The 15,547-nt window shown below is 68.0% G+C and carries 17 protein-coding genes; 10 read left to right on the top strand and 7 right to left on the bottom strand.

Features of this window, described 5'->3' with window-relative positions:
- Nucleotides 1–13: 13 nt before the first annotated feature.
- On the top strand, nucleotides 14–583 hold the full coding sequence (gene pyrE, locus QSJ19_RS06980) for an orotate phosphoribosyltransferase (protein ID WP_286319278.1): 570 nt from the start codon (nucleotides 14–16) through the stop codon (nucleotides 581–583).
- Between the two features lie 159 nt (nucleotides 584–742).
- Nucleotides 743–1,360: a TrmH family RNA methyltransferase gene (locus tag QSJ19_RS06975; RefSeq protein WP_286319333.1), complete on the top strand. Its 618-nt coding sequence runs from the start codon at nucleotides 743–745 to the stop codon at nucleotides 1,358–1,360.
- Between the two features lie 30 nt (nucleotides 1,361–1,390).
- Here QSJ19_RS06975 and QSJ19_RS06970 read toward each other — a convergent pair whose 3' ends face one another.
- Nucleotides 1,391–2,374, bottom strand: a complete 984-nt coding sequence (locus QSJ19_RS06970; protein WP_286319277.1) for an MOSC domain-containing protein — start codon at nucleotides 2,372–2,374, stop codon at nucleotides 1,391–1,393.
- Between the two features lie 110 nt (nucleotides 2,375–2,484).
- On the opposite strand from QSJ19_RS06970, the gene QSJ19_RS06965 reads away from it, so the two are divergent.
- Both QSJ19_RS06965 and QSJ19_RS06960 read left to right on the top strand, forming a co-directional pair.
- Entirely contained in the window at nucleotides 2,485–3,612 is a 1,128-nt protein-coding gene (locus QSJ19_RS06965; protein WP_286319275.1) for an acid phosphatase, read from the top strand.
- 164 nt (nucleotides 3,613–3,776) lie between these two features.
- Nucleotides 3,777–4,595, top strand: a complete 819-nt coding sequence (locus QSJ19_RS06960; RefSeq protein ID WP_286319273.1) for a DUF559 domain-containing protein — start codon at nucleotides 3,777–3,779, stop codon at nucleotides 4,593–4,595.
- Nucleotides 4,596–4,670: 75 nt separating this feature from the next.
- On the opposite strand, the gene QSJ19_RS06955 is transcribed toward QSJ19_RS06960, so the two are convergent.
- Nucleotides 4,671–5,432: a VTT domain-containing protein gene (locus tag QSJ19_RS06955; RefSeq protein ID WP_286319272.1), complete on the bottom strand. Its 762-nt coding sequence runs from the start codon at nucleotides 5,430–5,432 to the stop codon at nucleotides 4,671–4,673.
- A 64-nt stretch (nucleotides 5,433–5,496) separates the two neighbouring features.
- Entirely contained in the window at nucleotides 5,497–5,667 is a 171-nt protein-coding gene (locus QSJ19_RS06950; RefSeq protein WP_286319271.1) for a hypothetical protein, read from the bottom strand.
- A 162-nt stretch (nucleotides 5,668–5,829) separates the two neighbouring features.
- Between QSJ19_RS06950 and fbaA the strand changes: the two genes are divergently transcribed.
- On the top strand, nucleotides 5,830–6,867 hold the full coding sequence (gene fbaA / locus QSJ19_RS06945; RefSeq protein WP_286319270.1) for a class II fructose-bisphosphate aldolase: 1,038 nt from the start codon (nucleotides 5,830–5,832) through the stop codon (nucleotides 6,865–6,867).
- A gap of 70 nt (nucleotides 6,868–6,937) precedes the next feature.
- Here fbaA and QSJ19_RS06940 read toward each other — a convergent pair whose 3' ends face one another.
- Entirely contained in the window at nucleotides 6,938–7,219 is a 282-nt protein-coding gene (locus QSJ19_RS06940) for a hypothetical protein (protein ID WP_286319269.1), read from the bottom strand.
- On the bottom strand, nucleotides 7,216–9,069 hold the full coding sequence (locus QSJ19_RS06935; RefSeq protein ID WP_286319267.1) for an Rv0361 family membrane protein: 1,854 nt from the start codon (nucleotides 9,067–9,069) through the stop codon (nucleotides 7,216–7,218). Before QSJ19_RS06935 ends, QSJ19_RS06940 begins: the two co-directional genes overlap by 4 nt.
- Nucleotides 9,070–9,361: 292 nt before the next feature.
- Here QSJ19_RS06935 and QSJ19_RS06930 point away from each other — a divergent pair, with 292 nt between their 5' ends.
- The 4 genes from QSJ19_RS06930 to QSJ19_RS06915 all read left to right on the top strand — a co-directional run bounded on the left by QSJ19_RS06930 (nucleotide 9,362) and on the right by QSJ19_RS06915 (nucleotide 12,711).
- On the top strand, nucleotides 9,362–9,799 hold the full coding sequence (locus QSJ19_RS06930) for a DUF3151 domain-containing protein (protein ID WP_286319265.1): 438 nt from the start codon (nucleotides 9,362–9,364) through the stop codon (nucleotides 9,797–9,799).
- Complete coding sequence (locus QSJ19_RS06925; protein ID WP_286319264.1) at nucleotides 9,796–10,899, top strand: FUSC family protein; 1,104 nt, start codon at nucleotides 9,796–9,798, stop codon at nucleotides 10,897–10,899. Before QSJ19_RS06930 ends, QSJ19_RS06925 begins: the two co-directional genes overlap by 4 nt.
- Nucleotides 10,900–10,974: 75 nt before the next feature.
- Nucleotides 10,975–11,889 (top strand): cation diffusion facilitator family transporter, encoded by a 915-nt coding sequence (locus tag QSJ19_RS06920; RefSeq protein ID WP_286319262.1) that lies wholly within the window; start codon nucleotides 10,975–10,977, stop codon nucleotides 11,887–11,889.
- A 174-nt stretch (nucleotides 11,890–12,063) separates the two neighbouring features.
- A complete protein-coding gene (locus tag QSJ19_RS06915) occupies nucleotides 12,064–12,711 on the top strand; it encodes a pyridoxamine 5'-phosphate oxidase family protein (RefSeq protein ID WP_286319261.1) in 648 nt (215 codons plus the stop codon).
- On the opposite strand, the gene QSJ19_RS06910 is transcribed toward QSJ19_RS06915, so the two are convergent.
- Both QSJ19_RS06910 and QSJ19_RS06905 read right to left on the bottom strand, forming a co-directional pair.
- Nucleotides 12,678–13,514 (bottom strand): site-2 protease family protein, encoded by an 837-nt coding sequence (locus QSJ19_RS06910; RefSeq protein ID WP_286319260.1) that lies wholly within the window; start codon nucleotides 13,512–13,514, stop codon nucleotides 12,678–12,680. The two genes, QSJ19_RS06915 and QSJ19_RS06910, sit on opposite strands and share 34 nt — an antisense overlap.
- On the bottom strand, nucleotides 13,511–14,167 hold the full coding sequence (locus tag QSJ19_RS06905; RefSeq protein ID WP_286319259.1) for a hypothetical protein: 657 nt from the start codon (nucleotides 14,165–14,167) through the stop codon (nucleotides 13,511–13,513). Before QSJ19_RS06905 ends, QSJ19_RS06910 begins: the two co-directional genes overlap by 4 nt.
- Before the next feature lie 78 nt (nucleotides 14,168–14,245).
- On the opposite strand from QSJ19_RS06905, the gene QSJ19_RS06900 reads away from it, so the two are divergent.
- Complete coding sequence (locus QSJ19_RS06900; RefSeq protein ID WP_286319258.1) at nucleotides 14,246–15,532, top strand: adenylosuccinate synthase; 1,287 nt, start codon at nucleotides 14,246–14,248, stop codon at nucleotides 15,530–15,532.
- The last annotated feature ends 15 nt before the right edge of the window (nucleotides 15,533–15,547 follow it).

Here is a 15,547-nt window from a genome sequence, read left to right as displayed (position 1 = left end):
AATGAGTCCTGACATGACCTCGTCCGCGCCCGTACCCCCGACCGTCCGCGAGGACGACCGCTCGCGACTGGCCGCTCTCGTCACCGACCTCGCGGTGGTCCACGGACGGGTGACGCTGTCGTCGGGCAAAGAGGCCGACTATTACGTCGACCTCCGACGGGCGACGCTCCACCACGAGGCGTCCCGCCTGATCGGCAGCCTGATGCGGGAACTGACGGCCGATTGGGAGTACGAGTCTGTCGGCGGGCTGACGCTCGGTGCCGATCCCGTGGCCACCTCGATCATGCATGCCGCCGGACGTGACATCGATTCGTTCGTGGTGCGCAAGGCCGCGAAGACGCACGGCATGCAGCGCCGCATCGAGGGGCCCGACATCACCGGCCGGCGCGTTCTGGTCGTCGAGGACACGTCGACGACCGGCGCATCGCCGTCGGCAGCCGTGGAGGCGGCTCGCGAGGGGGGTGCCGTCGTCGTCGGCGTCGCCACCGTCGTCGACCGCGCGACCGGTGCCGACGAGGTCATCTCCGCCCTCGGAGTGCCGTATCGATCGCTGCTCGGGCTGGGCGACCTCGGTCTGGGCTGAGCGGTGTCCGAACCGGGACCTACCGAGTGGCAGGCCGGACCGCCGCGCGACGCGACGGGCGCTGCCGAACCGGGACCCACTGAGTGGCAGGCCGGACCGCCGCGCGACGCGACGGGCGCTGCCGAACCGGGACCCACTGAGTGGCAGGCCGGACCAGCCGTGGGTGTGGGGCCGTGGGCCGACGAGCACGACGGCCCGGCCCCGGCCGATCCCCGCTACGATGCCGAACTGCTGGCGGCCGGCGACACCCGCAATGTCGTTGATGCGTACAGGTATTGGACGCGTGAGGCGATCGTCGCCGACATCGACGACCGACGCCACCCGTTCCACGTCGCGATCGAGAACTTCGCGCACGATGCGAACATCGGGACGGTCGTGCGGACGGCGAACGCCTTCGCCGCGGCTGCGGTGCACATCGTCGGGCGGCGTCGGTGGAATCGTCGGGGTGCGATGGTGACTGATCGCTATCAGCATCTGATGCATCATGATTCGGTCGCCGACCTGCTCGATTGGGCACGTGGCGAAGGACTGGCGGTCGTCGCCGTCGACAACACGCCGGGAGCGCGTCCACTCGAAACAGCCGACCTGCCACGCAATTGTGTGCTGCTGTTCGGGCAGGAGGGGCCGGGGGTGAGCGAGGGCGCACAGCAGTCGGCCGACGTGACCGTGTCGATTGCGCAGTTCGGATCGACGCGAAGTATCAATGCCGGTGTGGCAGCGGGGATTGCGATGCACGCATGGGTTCGGCAGCATGCCGACCTCGATCGCGCGTGGTGAAAGGACTCCGCCTCAGATCCGGCCGCAACCTCAGATCCTGCGCAGCGCCTCGGCGACCCGATTGGCCGAATCGAGAGCGACGGTTCGGCCTGCGCCGGCGACACGCTGGAGCCGCGTCGGTGGCCGCGGCGGCGTGACGGCGACGGTGTCGCCGATGGAAACGCCTCCCGTGCGGACGATTTCGGCGTAGACACCGAGGTAGCGATCCGAGGTCGATGCGACGGCCCGGGTCAGTCGCTTGTCGAGCGGGAGGCCGACATGTGCGCGGCTCGGCACGACACACCGGACGGTCTTCATCACGATCCGTAGCCGGGCGCTTCCGAGGTCGACTGTGGCACCCGTCCATTCGGACTCGGGGAGGCCGTCGTCGGTGCCGCCGACGAGAATGTTGGGGCGGAACCGGCGCGAGTCGAGCCGGTCTTCGCCGACGGCGTGGGCGATCGTGGCGACGCTGGCCTCGGTGAGCAGATGGACCGGGCACAGGTCGACGAAGCTCCCGGGTGGCGTCGCGTTGCGGGCGAGTGTCGACAGGGCGCGCGCATTCATGTCGGAGATCTTGGGCAGACGCTCATCGGGTGCGATGCCGAGGTCGCGAGCGAGCGCTTGCGGGGTCAGCGATCCCGCGCGTTCACGCCACGAGAGTCGATGGGCGCGTGGCTCATCGGGGAGTGGCACCAGCCGGACCTCGCGATCCAGCGCCGACGACAGTGCGGCGTGGACGGCGGGATCGTCGCTGTGGTGGTCGGTGCCGTCCGGGGTGGTGACGATGACAGCGGGGGCTCGCCCCGGACCGGCGTCGGGGCCGGGTGGTTGTTCGTAGCGGGCGGAGGACCGCAACACGGCGGGTAGTCGGCGGGCCGAGATGGTGGTATCGCGCTCGACATCGTGCAACGCCCACAAGCGGTCTCCGTGCACCCCGCGGATGCCGAACGTCAGGGTGTCGAGGGCTTCGCCCGCCATCGACTTCACCGGATGACGCCACAGTCGGGTGACGTGAGCGGCGGTGTCGGTCATCGGTCACCTCGGGGTCGTCGCGGGCACCTGTCCGCGCTCACCGTAACCGATCATTCACTTGCGCAATCGGGTCGACCCGGGAAGAGTTACGAGCCGTGTCGACTCTGCGGGTGCGCTCTGCGATCATCACTGTCCTGACCTCCGTCGTCGTCCTGACGGGTGTTGCCGCCGGTGGAGGTGCCGGCGCCGCCCCGACGACGGCGCCCGCCGGTTTCAGCCCGGCCCAGCTGGTCGGCCCGTATCCCTCGGATGTCCCGCCGTCGGGCACGTACTTGCCTGTGCTGGACGGCTTCTCGGATCTGGGTGCCCGGCATCGCCCGGTCATCGCGTCGAACCTGAGTCAGGTGGTGCGGATCAACAACTCGGCCACGGCCGCACAGCAGCGCGACGCCATCGCGATCAACTACGACGACCGGCTGGTGTCGTTGTCGGACGCGATCGGCGACCGCCTGGGCACGGTCTTCCGCCAGTTGCTCGCGGCGGGCAAGCTCCCGAAGGTCGACGCCCTGGCCGGCGGCGACACCGCCCGTGCAGGACTGCCCCTGGGCACGACGCTGCTCGAGAAGGAGATCTACGACAACCCGCGGCCGTTCGTCGTCGCGCCGAAGGCGATCAAGCGGTACGACAAGCCGGGCGGACATCTGTACGCCGAGCTGGCGGGCAACGGATCGTATCCGTCGGGCCACACCAACATGGCGTACTGGAAGGGTGCGCTGCTCGCGTACTGGCTACCGGAGCTGGGACCGCAGATCATCGCGCGGGCCGGTGAGATAGGCCGCTCGCGGATCGTGCTCGGCGTGCACTACCCGCTCGACGTGATGGGTGGCCGACTCATGGGCATGGACATCGCGTCGGCCCGGCTCAGCGACCCCGGCTTCGCCGCGCTCATCGATCAGGCCGGCGTGCAGCTGCGCGATCAGTTGCAGCGTGCCGTCGGTGTGCCGCTCGATCAGTTCATCGCCCGCGACACCCCGTACCTCACCACGCAGCAGGCGGTCAATGATCACCGCGCCGTGATGACGTACGGATTCGACGTCATCGATCCCGGGCAGGCGAACACCATCCCGCCGTCCGCGGCCGCCCTGCTGCGCAGCCGTTTTCCCGGACTCACCAACGCTCAGCGTCTGGACATCCTGCGGCGTACGGCCATCCGTTCCGGCTACCCGCTGGATCAGGCGGGTAGCAACGGCGGATGGTTGCGGATCGACCTGGCGGCGGCGTACGCGGCGACGCCGTGATCTCGGGGCGGGGCATCGCCTGACAAACACCGGTTGCGATCCACTCCCGATGGCGGAGTGGATCGCAACCGCTGTCGAGGGTGGAACCGCTCGCGGGTCCCGTGCGTCAGATCTGCATGGATGGTGCGGATCGATTGCGGCCTTTCCTCGCGGAGCGTGACGGAGTGATCGCCCGATGGCAGGCCCAGGAACTCGGGGTGAGCCTGTCGGGGATCTTGCGCCGCGTCGCATCCGGGGAGTGGCTCAGGGTCGTCGCGGGCGTCTATCGCGCAGCGGATCATCCCCGCAGCCTGCGGGCGCGGGTCCGCGAGGCCACGCTCGCGGTGGGCCGCACCGCTGTCCTGAGCGACGGGACCGCGGCGTGGTGGACGAAACTGGTGACCGACTTCCCGAGCCAGATCACGGTGACGACGAGCGCCAAGGGCCGCCACCTCCGGAGCACGCCCGGAACCAGAGTCCGTCACCGGACTCTCGACCAGCGGGACATCACCGTGGTGGACGGACTGCGCGTGACCACGCCTGCATTGACGGTGCTCGAAGCCACGATCGACGTCGGCACCTCCGTCATGGACAACGCCCTGCTTCTCGAACATGTCACGCTTGACGACTTGTCCGATGCTCATACGCGGTATCCGGGCCGGATCGGCTCGGGCGAGGCACGTCGTCTTCTTGCAGCAATGGAATCGGGGGCACGCAGCCAGGCGGAGCGGGTCACGACGGAGATCTTCCGAAGCCGCGGAATCGACGGGTGGAAGGCGAATCACGAGGTGTGCGGGCATCAAGCGGACTTCGTCTTCGAGGAGTCGACGCTCATCGTCGAGATCGACGGGTTCGCCTTCCATCGCGATGCGAAGACGTTTCAGCGTGACCGGACGAAGCGGAACGCGTGGATTGCCGCGGGGTGGACGACACTGAACTTCACGTGGACGGACATCACGACTCGCGCGGACCATGTGGCGACAGCGGTGTCCCGACAGCTCTGACGAAACAGCCGTTGCGATCCACTCCGGATGGCGGAACGGATCGCAACCGCTGTCAGCAGGGTGCGTTCAGACCAGTCAGTTGGGCCGCTGGGAAGGATCAGTCGTCGGGGCGTCGGAGCGAGCCTCGTCGTCGAGGGCCGACTGCGGGTCCGGCAGGGGCTCGGAGGAGGTCTTGCGCGAGCGCAGGTAGCGCTTGCCGATCTCACTGATGATCGGGATGACCGACAGGAACACGATCAGCAGGAAGATGAGGTCGACGTTGTCGCGGATGAACGCGATCTGGCCGAGGAAGTAGCCGAGCAGCGTGACGCCGGCACCCCACACGATCGCGCCGACGACGTTGTAGGTCAGGAAGACCGAGTAGCGCATCTTGGCGGCACCCGCGACGAGCGGTGCGTAGGTGCGCACGATGGGGACGAACCGCGCCAGGAAGATGGTGATCGGGCCGTGCTTCTCGAAGAACTCGTGGGCCTCTTCGATGTAGGACTGCTTGAGGACCTTCGCGTCCGGTTTGAACAGTGAGTAACCGACTCGGTTGCCGATCCAGTAACCGACCTGGTCACCGAGGAACGCGGCGATCGGGATCGTCACCAACAGCACCCACAGCGGGGCGAACGGCTCGATCTCGGCGGACTTCGCGGCGACGATCAGACCTGCCGTGAACAGCAGGGAGTCACCGGGGAGCAGCGGGAACAGCAACCCGGACTCGATGAAGACGACCAGCAGCAGACCGGCCAGGACCCATGTGCCGAAGGAGTTCAGCAGATTGACGGGATCCAGGAAGCCGGGCAGCAACGCCAGGTTCGTGGTCGTGGTGGCAAGCGCGGTGTCGATCACGGGGTCCTAGCGTACCTGGGTTCCTGTCGTCGACCGCATTCCTGATCTGGGAGGAACCTGGGAATCACCGACCACGCTCAGTCACGCCGAACGGTCGTCGACGGCCGGGAACGGTCTCGGCCAGTCCCTTGAGTCCGCCGCGCAGGGCGTTTCCCGGAGTCCGCGCGATCGTCGGACTCGGTGGCCGGGCCGCGGCGGTCGTCGTGGCCGGATCGATGGATCGGTCGGTGGCCATCACAGGGCCATCGTATCGGGCACAACGGTCTTGCGGTCGCGCTCGGCCGGCGTCGTCGGAGTCTCGATGCAGGCGCGCCGAGCGACCCGGGTACCTGCCATACTGAGACCCGATGGCAACTCGCGCCAGCGAGAGATTTCCCTACGTGCGAAGGATTCGTCGATGCCCATTGCAACGCCAGAGCAGTACGCAGAGATGTTCGACAAGGCGAAGAAGGGGGGATACGCATTCCCCGCGATCAACTGCACCTCGTCGTCGACGATCAACGCCGCGATCAAGGGTTTCGCTGATGCCGGCAGCGACGGGATCATCCAGTTCTCGACCGGTGGCGCGGAGTTCGGTTCGGGCCTCGGCGTGAAGGACATGGTGACCGGTGCCGTCGCACTGGCCGAGTTCGCCCACGTCGTTGCCGATCGCTACGGCGTGACCATCGGCCTGCACACCGACCACTGCCCGAAGGACAAGCTGGACACCTACGTGCGTCCGCTGCTGGCCATCTCGCAGGAGCGCGTCGACGCAGGCCGTAATCCGCTGTTCCAGTCGCACATGTGGGACGGCAGTGCCGTGCCGCTCGACGAGAACCTCGAGATCGCGAAGGATCTGCTGGCCAAGGCCGGTTCGGCGAAGATCATCCTGGAGATCGAGATCGGTGTCGTCGGCGGTGAGGAGGACGGCGTCGAGAACGAGATCAACGACAAGTTGTTCACCACCCCGGAGGACTTCGAGAAGACCCTCGAGGCACTCGGCGCGAGCGACTCCGGCAACCGGTACCTGCTGGCCGCCACCTTCGGCAACGTCCACGGTGTCTACAAGCCGGGCAACGTGAAGCTGCGTCCCGATGTGCTCAACACCGGCCAGGAGGTCGCGGTCAAGAAGCTCGGCCTGGCCGACGGCAGCAAGCCGTTCGACTTCGTGTTCCACGGCGGTTCCGGATCGCTGAAGAGCGAGATCGAGGAAGCCCTGAGCTACGGCGTCGTGAAGATGAACGTCGATACCGACACCCAGTACGCGTACACCCGTCCGGTCGCCGGCCACATGCTGAGCAACTACGACGGTGTGCTGAAGATCGACGGCGACGTCGGCAACAAGAAGGTCTACGACCCGCGCAGCTGGTCGAAGAAGGCCGAGGCGTCGATGTCCGAGCGTGTCGTCGAGGCATGCAATGACCTGAAGTCGAACGGCAAGTCCATCAGCGCCTGACGACTCGCGTCACCCGAACTCCCGCCGACAGCGCCCGGTCCGCCGGGCGCTGTCGGCGTTTCGGGGGTGATCAGAGCGTCACGAGGCCGACGATGACACCGACGGCGAGCGCGAGCATCACGAGCGCGGCCAGGACGACCGGGAGGTCGATCCGACGACGCGGCGGCCGCGTGGGCATGGCCGGGCGGGCGGCCTTGCGTCGGATGTGCAGCGGCCTGGTCGGTGGCTCGAACAGGACCTGGGGAGTCGTCGGTGGTGCGTCCGGGGCGGGCCGGGGTGGCGAGGTCGGGGTGTGGTGGTGCACCCAGGTGTCGTGGTGTGGCAGGCGGGTCGTGGGTCCGTTGCCGGTCACTGCGGCGTGCACACCTTCCAATCGTCACCGGACTTCTGCAGGTTGATGGTGACGATCTGCGGATCGTCGGGCCGTCCGCTGTGTACGGCGTTGACCTCGACGACCGCCTGACGGCCGTCGTCGGTGACCTTGACGGCCGTCACCTCGCTCACCTGGACGAGTTCGTTGCGGGCCCGCTGACCGTCGTAGATCTTCTGGAAGTCGGAGTCGCTGATCGACGCGTAGAACTGGTTGCGCTCGCCGCAGGTCACCGTCCTGAGGGTCTCGAGGTCCCCCTCGTAGAGCGCGGTCGAGAACTTCTCGGCGGCGTCGGCGGCCTCGTCGGCGGGTGCAGGCGGACGCAGGTTGAGGTAGGCGAACACCGCTGCGGCCGCGGCGATGACGATGACCACGGCGGCCCCGACCAACAGCGGCCAGCGCTTGCGGCCACGTGACTCGGCGGACTTCGCTGTGGACGTGGTGGTCTTGTCCCGGCCGTCTCCCTTGCCCTTGCCGGGAATCACCTCGGGCTTGTGGGCGCTCGTCGACCAGCCCTGGGACGCGGAGGTCTTGGCATCCGCGGGCGCCGACGACGCCGCACCTGCGGCAGCGGCTGCAGCCGCCCCTGCTGCCGCGGGGGTGGGCTTCGTGACGGGCCGTGTGGAGGTGTCGTCGTCCGGGTCGGCCGAAGGGTCGGTGGCGGCCGGGAACGCCGCGGTGGTGCCGGCGTCGCCGTCCGCGTCATCGTCCGTCGGGGACGACTTCCCTGTCGTCGGGACCGGCGCGGTGTCGTCGGCGGAGGTGTCGTCGGTAGCGGTGTCGTCGACGGCGTCGATCTCGGACAGGTCGTCGAGGTCGGCGGAGTCGGGGAGATCGTCGCGACGGATGACCGTCGTCGCGGAGTCGCTCGGTCCGATGCCCGACTTCGTGGCCGCGGGGGTCGCGCTCTTCGCGGAGTCGGTGTCGTCGGTGGTCTCGGTCGTCGAGGCGTCGACGGCGTCGATGCTGTCGAGATCCTCGAGCTCGGTGATGTCGGGCAGGTCCTCGCGCCGGATCACCTTGGTGGCGGAGTCGATTCCCCGGCCCCCCTTGGCTTTCGGTCGCACGGCAGGTGCGGGGGCCGGGGTGGTGTCCGGGGCGTCGGATTCGTCCGGGGATTCGTCGGTTTCGGGGTCCGCGGTGTCTGAGTCGGGAGTCTCGTCGGCCGGAGATGCGGACTCGGACTCGGTTTCTGCCTCGGTCGATTCGGTATCCGTCGACGCTGTATCCGTCGATTCGGTATCCGTCGATTCGGTATCCGTCGACGCTGTATCCGCCGACTCCGAGGATTTGTCGTCCGCATCGCCGACGCCTGGGTCGGCAGACTCACCGGCCGCGGGTTCGACAACAGCAGTGTCGCTCTCGGCAGGGTCGCTGTCCGAAGGGTCGCCGTCCGAACTCTCGTTGTCGGCGGTCTCACCGTCGTCGGTCTCGCTCGCGACAGGCTCGTCGGCATCGGTCTCGTCGGCATCGATCTCGTCGGCTTCGGCCTCGGTCTCTTCGTCGGACTCCCCGGCGGCATCGTCGGCGACAGTCGCGGCGGTCTCGTCGGTTGCATCCTCGGCGGAGTCTTCCGAGAATGAGCTCTCGACGGCGTCGTCCGCGGATGCGTCATCGGTCGATCCGCCGGCGATCGATCCGGCGTCCGCCGATTCGGTCTCCGGGTCGGCTGCGCCCTCCGGGGCACCCGTGCGCTCAGCAGTTCTCTCGGAAGCGGAGTCGGCGCCGACGTCGGTTGCGTCGACGCTCTTCTTCTCGTCGGTCGAATCCGTCACACCATCTGCGTTCGTCGAATCGGTCACCGCTGCGTCGTCGCCCTTCGTGCTCTCCACCCAGGAATCATCCGGGCCCCTGCGGCCGCCCTGACCCGCCTGGTCGTTACCGCGATTGCGCCACGCGGAGAGGGCGCGACCGATCAATGAGTCCTTGTCGTCCCGTGATGGAGGCATCGTCGTATACACCCCGCCTTCTCCGAAGTAGATGTGTTCCGGCGTCCCCTGTCCCCGTGCGGGGTCGCCGCGTTGGTCGAGTCGTGGCCGACCGCGCCATTCACCCTAGCGAATGCTCTCGGGATCCAGCACTCGGTGGGCGGGGAATCGGTGTCGCTGATGCTTGAATGGAGGCGTGACTTCTTTCGGAGACCTTCTCGGACCGCAGCCGGTACTGCTCACAGGTGACGACGAGGCCGAATCGGACCTTCTCAACGGTGCCGACCCGGCCGCCACGGCCGCCGCGCACCCCACTGCGTCGATCGCGTGGGCCCATCTGGCCGACGCCGCGCTCGCCGGCGCCGACGACGGCGCCGACATCGCCAAGGTGATCGGCGCCTACGCCTACGCACGTACCGGTTACCACCGCGGACTGGATCAACTACGACGTCACGGCTGGAAGGGATTCGGTCCGGTGCCGTGGTCCCACGAGCCCAACCAGGGCTTCCTGCGCTGTGTCGGAGCGCTCGCCCGCGCGGCAAAGTACATCGGTGAGGAAGACGAGTACCTGCGCTGCCTCGACCTCCTCAACGACAGCGATCCGGCAGCGGCCCAGCACCTCGGACTGGCTTGACCGACTGGCTGCGTCGACGACTCAACTCGTTGCCGCCGCCCGTGCGGCGACGGGTCCGCCGCCTGTGGCTGTCGCTGGTCCCGATCGCCCAGTGCTCCCTGGCCGCGGGCGTGGCGTGGTGGGTCGCGGTCCACGTGTTCGGTCATCCGCAGCCGTTCTTCGCGCCGATCGCCGCAGTCATCTCCCTCGGATTGTCGCTCGGCAAACGCTGGCGCCGCACCGTCGAGCTGGTCGCCGGCGTCGCGATCGGCATCCTGGTCGGCGACCTCCTCATCTCGGTCATCGGTTCCGGGACGTGGCAGATCGTCATCGTCGTCGCGCTCGCGATGAGTATCGCCGTCTTCCTGGACGACGGCCCGCTGATCCCGATGCAGGCCGCGTCGTCGGCGGCACTCGTCGCGACCCTGCTGCCGCCGGGCGGCGTCGGTGGCTTCCACCGGGCGATCGACGCGCTGATCGGCGGGCTGATCGGCATCCTGGTCGGTGCACTGTTCCCGGTGAACCCGGCGCATCGGGCACGACGCGACGCCGCCGGTGTGCTCGCCACGTTGCGCGATGCCGCCCGACGACTCTCCGCCGGCCTGCGTGCGATGGACGAGGACGAGGTCCTCGCCGCACTCACCTCCGCGCGCGGCACCCAGGAGGCCATCAACACCATGCGAGCCGACATGCGGGGCGGGCAGGAGGTCAGCACGATCTCGCCGCTCTACTGGGGTTCGCGCGAACGGCTGGAACGGATCTCCGCGACGGCCGATCCGATCGACAACGCCGTCCGCAACTTCCGGGTGATCGCGCGGCGTGCCCTGGGCATGACCCAGCGCGGCGAACCCCTCGATCCGGAACTCGTCGACATCATCGCCGAGATCGGTGAGGTCTTCGAGGTGCTGCGGGAGATGATGATCGCCAAACCGGGGGAGGAACCCGACCAGGCGGACGCCGCGCGGGCCCTGCGGACCGTCGCGCGCAAGGCCAAACCCGAACTCGTCTCGCACAGCACGCTGTCGGAGACCGCCGTCCTCGCCGAGCTTCGGTCGCTGCTCATCGACATGCTGATGATCGCCGGGCTGCGCCGGTCGTCGGCGGCGGCCACCTTGCGCTGACCGTCGGGACCTCCATCGCCGCAACTTCCCACCACCCTTGTCATATATGCGAAAACACGCATATATTGGCGGCACATGGGTCACTCACATTCGCACACGCACTCGCCACCGGCCGGATCGGTGTCGAATCGCCGCATCTGGCCGATGGCTGTCGCCGTCGCGATCATCGGCGGGTATTTCGTCGTCGAGCTGGTGACCGGCATCCTCGTCAACTCGCTGGCGCTGATCGCCGACGCCGGCCACATGCTCACCGACGTCGCCGCGCTGGTGATGGGTCTCATCGCGCTGCTGCTGGCCAGGCACGGCTCGGCCACCGACGACCGGAGCTTCGGATGGCACCGCGCCGAGGTGTTCACCGCGGTCGCCAACGCCGTCCTGCTCATCGGCGTCGCGGTCTTCGTCCTGTACGAGGCGATCCGTCGGATCGGCACCGACCCGGAGGTCCCCGGTCTCACCCTGATCGTCGTCGCACTGATCGGTCTGCTGGTGAACCTTGCGGTGATGCTGCTGCTCCGGTCCGACGCCCAGGGCTCGATCGCGGTGCGTGGCGCCTACCTCGAGGTGCTCGCGGACGCGGTGGGCAGTGTCGGCGTCCTGACCGCCGGCATCGTCGCACTCACCACCGGGTGGGGGTACGCCGACATCGTCGTCGCCGTGCTCATCGCGCTGTGGGTGGTGCCCCGGGCCGTCCGCCTCGCCCTCGACGCGCTCCGCATCCTCAATCAGCAAGCGCCCGCACACATCGACGTCGACGCGCTGCGCACCGAGCTGGCGGCGATCCCCGCCGTCGACGACGTGCACGACCTGCACGTGTGGTCGCTGACGACCGGAATGGACGTGGCGACCGTGCACCTCGACAGTGACGGCCTCAACCAGGACGTCCTCACCGCAGCGCAGGCGGTGATGGCCCGCCACGGTCTGGAACACGCCACCATCCAGGTCGACCCGCACGACGTGCAACGCCGCTGCCGCGACGAACTGCAGTGGTGACGCAAAATCCTCCGCGGTGATCGCGCGCGATCATCACTCCGCTCGCGACAGCCACCCGACTCCGGAACATCACCGTGGTTCGCAACCGTGGAGATGTTCTGAACAGCGGGTGGCTGCGGGAAACGCATCGAAACCCGGTGGTGCGCCGCACGGCGGGACGCCATGCTGGCAATCATGCCCGCAGACGACCTCTCCGCACTCACCCGCAAACCCGAACGGGCCGGTGACCGCGCCCTGCTCGACGAGGTCCTCGACGAGGCCCAGGTGGGTGTGTTGTCGACGGTCACCGACGACGGACTGCCGTGGTCGGTGCCGATGCTCGCCGCGCGCGACGGTGATCGCCTCCTCGTCCACGGCTCATCCGGCGCGGGTGCGCTCCGCCATGTCGCGGCCGGCGCACCCGTCACCTTCACGGCCTTCGTCGTCGACGGACTTGTCGTGGCCGACACGCTGTTCGACCACTCGGTGAACTATCGGTCGGCTGTCGTCCGCGGGACGCTCGAACCAGTCGTCGCCGACGACGCGCGTCGCGCACTCGGCGTCTTCTCCGACGCGATCCTTCCCGGGCGCAGCGCCGAGGTCCGCGACCACACGCCAAAGGAGTTGTCGGCCACCGCGATCCTGGCAGTGCCCATCGCCGATGGCGGATGGCTGGTGAAGGTGCGGGCCGGTGGTCCCGGTTCCGCCGACGACACCGCCGGGTGGACCGGGCACATCCCGACCCGCCTGGTCTACGACGAGCCGGTCACCGAACGTGACGGCGAACTGCCGGAGTCGGTCGCCGTGCTCTATCGCCAGAAGACGAACAGGTCCCATCCGTAGGACGCGAGAGCACTCGTCACACCGGACAGACCGAAGAGCCAGTACACGAGATCGAAGAAGGCGCGGTTGAGGAACGGGATGAACAACAGCGCGAACACGATCAGGAATCCGTACGGTGCGATCTTCTCCATCGAGAACCGTGTCTTGTCGGACAGGTACGGCTCGATCGCGCCGTAGCCGTCGAAGCCGGGCACCGGCAGGAGGTTCAGCACGGCCGCGGTGATCTGGAGGAACGCCAGCATCGACAGCGCGGCCCACAGATTGAATCCGTCGGAGACGTAGAGGACGCCGCCCCACCCCTGCTGTGCTCCGAACGACTCCGGCGATGCGAACCGCACGACCGCCAACAGGATCGCGGCGAGAACGGCATTGGTGAACGGCCCCGCCAGCGACACGATGGTGCGCTGAGCGCGGGTGAACCCGTGCTGGTCGACGTACACGGCGCCGCCGGGAAAACCGATGCCGCCCAACAGGATGATGAGCAGAGGTAGGCCGATAGACAGTCCGGGGTGGGTGTAGCGCAACGGATTCAGTGTGAGATACCCGCGCAGCTCCGCATTGCGGTCACCGAATCGGAACGCCGTGACGGCGTGTGCGAACTCGTGCAGGCACAGCGAGATCACCCAGCCGGCGAGCACGAGCAACAGCGTGCCGCCGACGGATTCGAGGTTGCGACCCGGCTCCGAACCGGCCACGATCCACCCGCCGACGACGGCGGCGGCGACGAGACCGAGGAACAGCGGTCCCGGCCGGATCGCGCGCAGGATCTCCCGCGTCGACGGGCGCAGCGGTGTCGCGGTCATCGCCGCACCAGCAGCAGATCGGTGTCATGCCGGTAGAAGGTGGAGCGTTTGAGTACGCGGGTGGTCACGACACCCTCCCGTTCGACGACGATGTTGGTCCCGCCGGTCTGTGCGGCCCGGCCGTGTAGCCAACGACCGGGCAGCAGCAGGCGTTCCACCTGGGCGCGCAGTCCGGGTTCCTCGGGAGTCGGTTCGATGCGGATCGACCCGACCTCACCGGTGAAGAGACGTTCGCTGTCGACGTAGGTCTCGCCGTGCAGCTTGGCGCCCTCGGCCCCGAGGTGGCGGGCCCGCCCGACGAGGACGGTCGCCGCGTCGTCGCGGATCAACGGCACCGGCGAGGCGTGGCCGTGCTCGGCGAGCTCGCGTGCCGACGGACCGTGGGGGAGTCCGTACCGCTTCGTCGCCTGCGTCGCCTCCGCGGGCACATACGCGACCTCGACGCCGAGGCGTTCGGTCACCATCAGTGCGGCCAGGACGTGGGCGAGGTACAGGTCCGACTCGTCGGCGAGGCTGGGTGCGACCCGTTCGGAGACGCGGGGCTCGACGAGGAGCCGGGTGAGGTCCGGGTCCGACAACGCATCGGCCACCGACGCGCGGATCGCCTTCTTGTCGTCGGAGCGGGAGTCCTGTGAGATCAGCGCAAACGGCACGTGGATAGCGTATCGAGCGGCCGGAACAAGTAGGGTTGGCCTGTTGTTCAGCGTGCCAACTCAAAGGAGTAACCGACCATGGCCGCGATCGTGCTGATCGGCGCCCAGTGGGGTGACGAGGGCAAGGGCAAGGCGACCGACCTCCTCGGAGGGAAGTTGCAGTGGGTTGTCCGCTACCAGGGGGGTAACAACGCGGGTCACACCGTGGTGCTGCCGAACGGTGAGACCTTCGCCCTGCACCTGATCCCGTCCGGAATCCTGACGCCCGGCGTCAACAACGTCATCGGCAACGGGGTCGTCGTCGACCCGGGCGTGCTGCTCACCGAACTCGGCGGGCTCGAGGACCGTGACGTCGACACCACCGGCCTGCTCATCTCGGCCGACGCCCACCTGCTCATGCCGTATCACGTCGCCATCGACAAGGTCACCGAACGCTTCCTGGGCAACAAGAAGATCGGCACCACCGGCCGCGGCATCGGGCCGTGCTACCAGGACAAGATCGCGCGCGTCGGGGTCCGCGCCGCCGACGTCCTCGACGAGAAGATCCTCGCGCAGAAGGTCGAGGCGGCCCTCGAGCTGAAGAACCAGATCCTGGTCAAGATCTACAACCGCCGGGCCCTCGACCCCGCACAGGTCGTCGACGAGGTGCTCACCCAGGCCGAGGGGTTCAAACATCGCATCGCCGACACCCGGCTCCTGCTCAACCAGGCCCTCGAACGCGGGGAGACCGTCCTGCTCGAAGGATCGCAGGGCACGCTCCTCGACGTCGACCACGGCACCTATCCGTACGTGACGTCGTCGAACCCGACATCGGGTGGCGCGGCCGTCGGCTCCGGTATCGGCCCCAACAAGATCACCACCGTCCTGGGCATCCTGAAGGCCTACACCACGCGCGTCGGCTCGGGGCCGTTCCCGACCGAACTGTTCGACGAGTGGGGCGCCTACCTCGCCAAGACGGGCGGCGAGGTCGGCGTGACCACCGGCCGTGCGCGTCGCTGCGGTTGGTTCGACGCCGTCATCGCGCGATACGCGACCCGCGTCAACGGCATCACAGACTACTTCCTCACCAAGCTCGACGTGCTGTCCAGTCTGGACACCGTGCCGATCTGCGTCGCCTACGAGATCGACGGCGAGCGCGTCGACGACATGCCGATGACCCAGACCGACTTCCACCACGCGAAGCCGATCTACGAAGAGATGCCCGGGTGGTGGGAGGACATCTCCCGGTGCACCCGCTTCGAGGATCTGCCGAAGAACGCGCAGGACTACATCCTGCGGCTCGAAAAGCTTGCCGGCGCGCACATCTCGTGCATCGGTGTCGGTCCGGGCCGCGAACAGACCATCGTCCGCCGGGAGATCGTGTAACCGCGACGATGTCGA

It is taken from the genome of Gordonia sp. ABSL11-1 (assembly GCF_030315685.1).
In the GTDB taxonomy this organism is placed as follows: domain Bacteria; phylum Actinomycetota; class Actinomycetes; order Mycobacteriales; family Mycobacteriaceae; genus Gordonia.
This window is presented reverse-complemented; position numbering and strand designations above follow the sequence as displayed.

What these genes read in the sequence shown, in the direction of transcription:
- pyrE (WP_286319278.1), top strand. Translation starts at nt 14, where the DNA reads ATGACCTCGTCCGCGCCCGTACCCCCGACCGTCCGCGAGGACGACCGC.
- QSJ19_RS06970 (WP_286319277.1), bottom strand. Translation starts at nt 2,374, where the DNA reads ATGACCGACACCGCCGCTCACGTCACCCGACTGTGGCGTCATCCGGTG.
- QSJ19_RS06950 (WP_286319271.1), bottom strand. Translation starts at nt 5,667, where the DNA reads ATGGCCACCGACCGATCCATCGATCCGGCCACGACGACCGCCGCGGCC.
- fbaA (WP_286319270.1), top strand. Translation starts at nt 5,830, where the DNA reads ATGCCCATTGCAACGCCAGAGCAGTACGCAGAGATGTTCGACAAGGCG.
- QSJ19_RS06920 (WP_286319262.1), top strand. Translation starts at nt 10,975, where the DNA reads ATGGGTCACTCACATTCGCACACGCACTCGCCACCGGCCGGATCGGTG.
- QSJ19_RS06915 (WP_286319261.1), top strand. Translation starts at nt 12,064, where the DNA reads ATGCCCGCAGACGACCTCTCCGCACTCACCCGCAAACCCGAACGGGCC.
- QSJ19_RS06910 (WP_286319260.1), bottom strand. Translation starts at nt 13,514, where the DNA reads ATGACCGCGACACCGCTGCGCCCGTCGACGCGGGAGATCCTGCGCGCG.
- QSJ19_RS06900 (WP_286319258.1), top strand. Translation starts at nt 14,246, where the DNA reads ATGGCCGCGATCGTGCTGATCGGCGCCCAGTGGGGTGACGAGGGCAAG.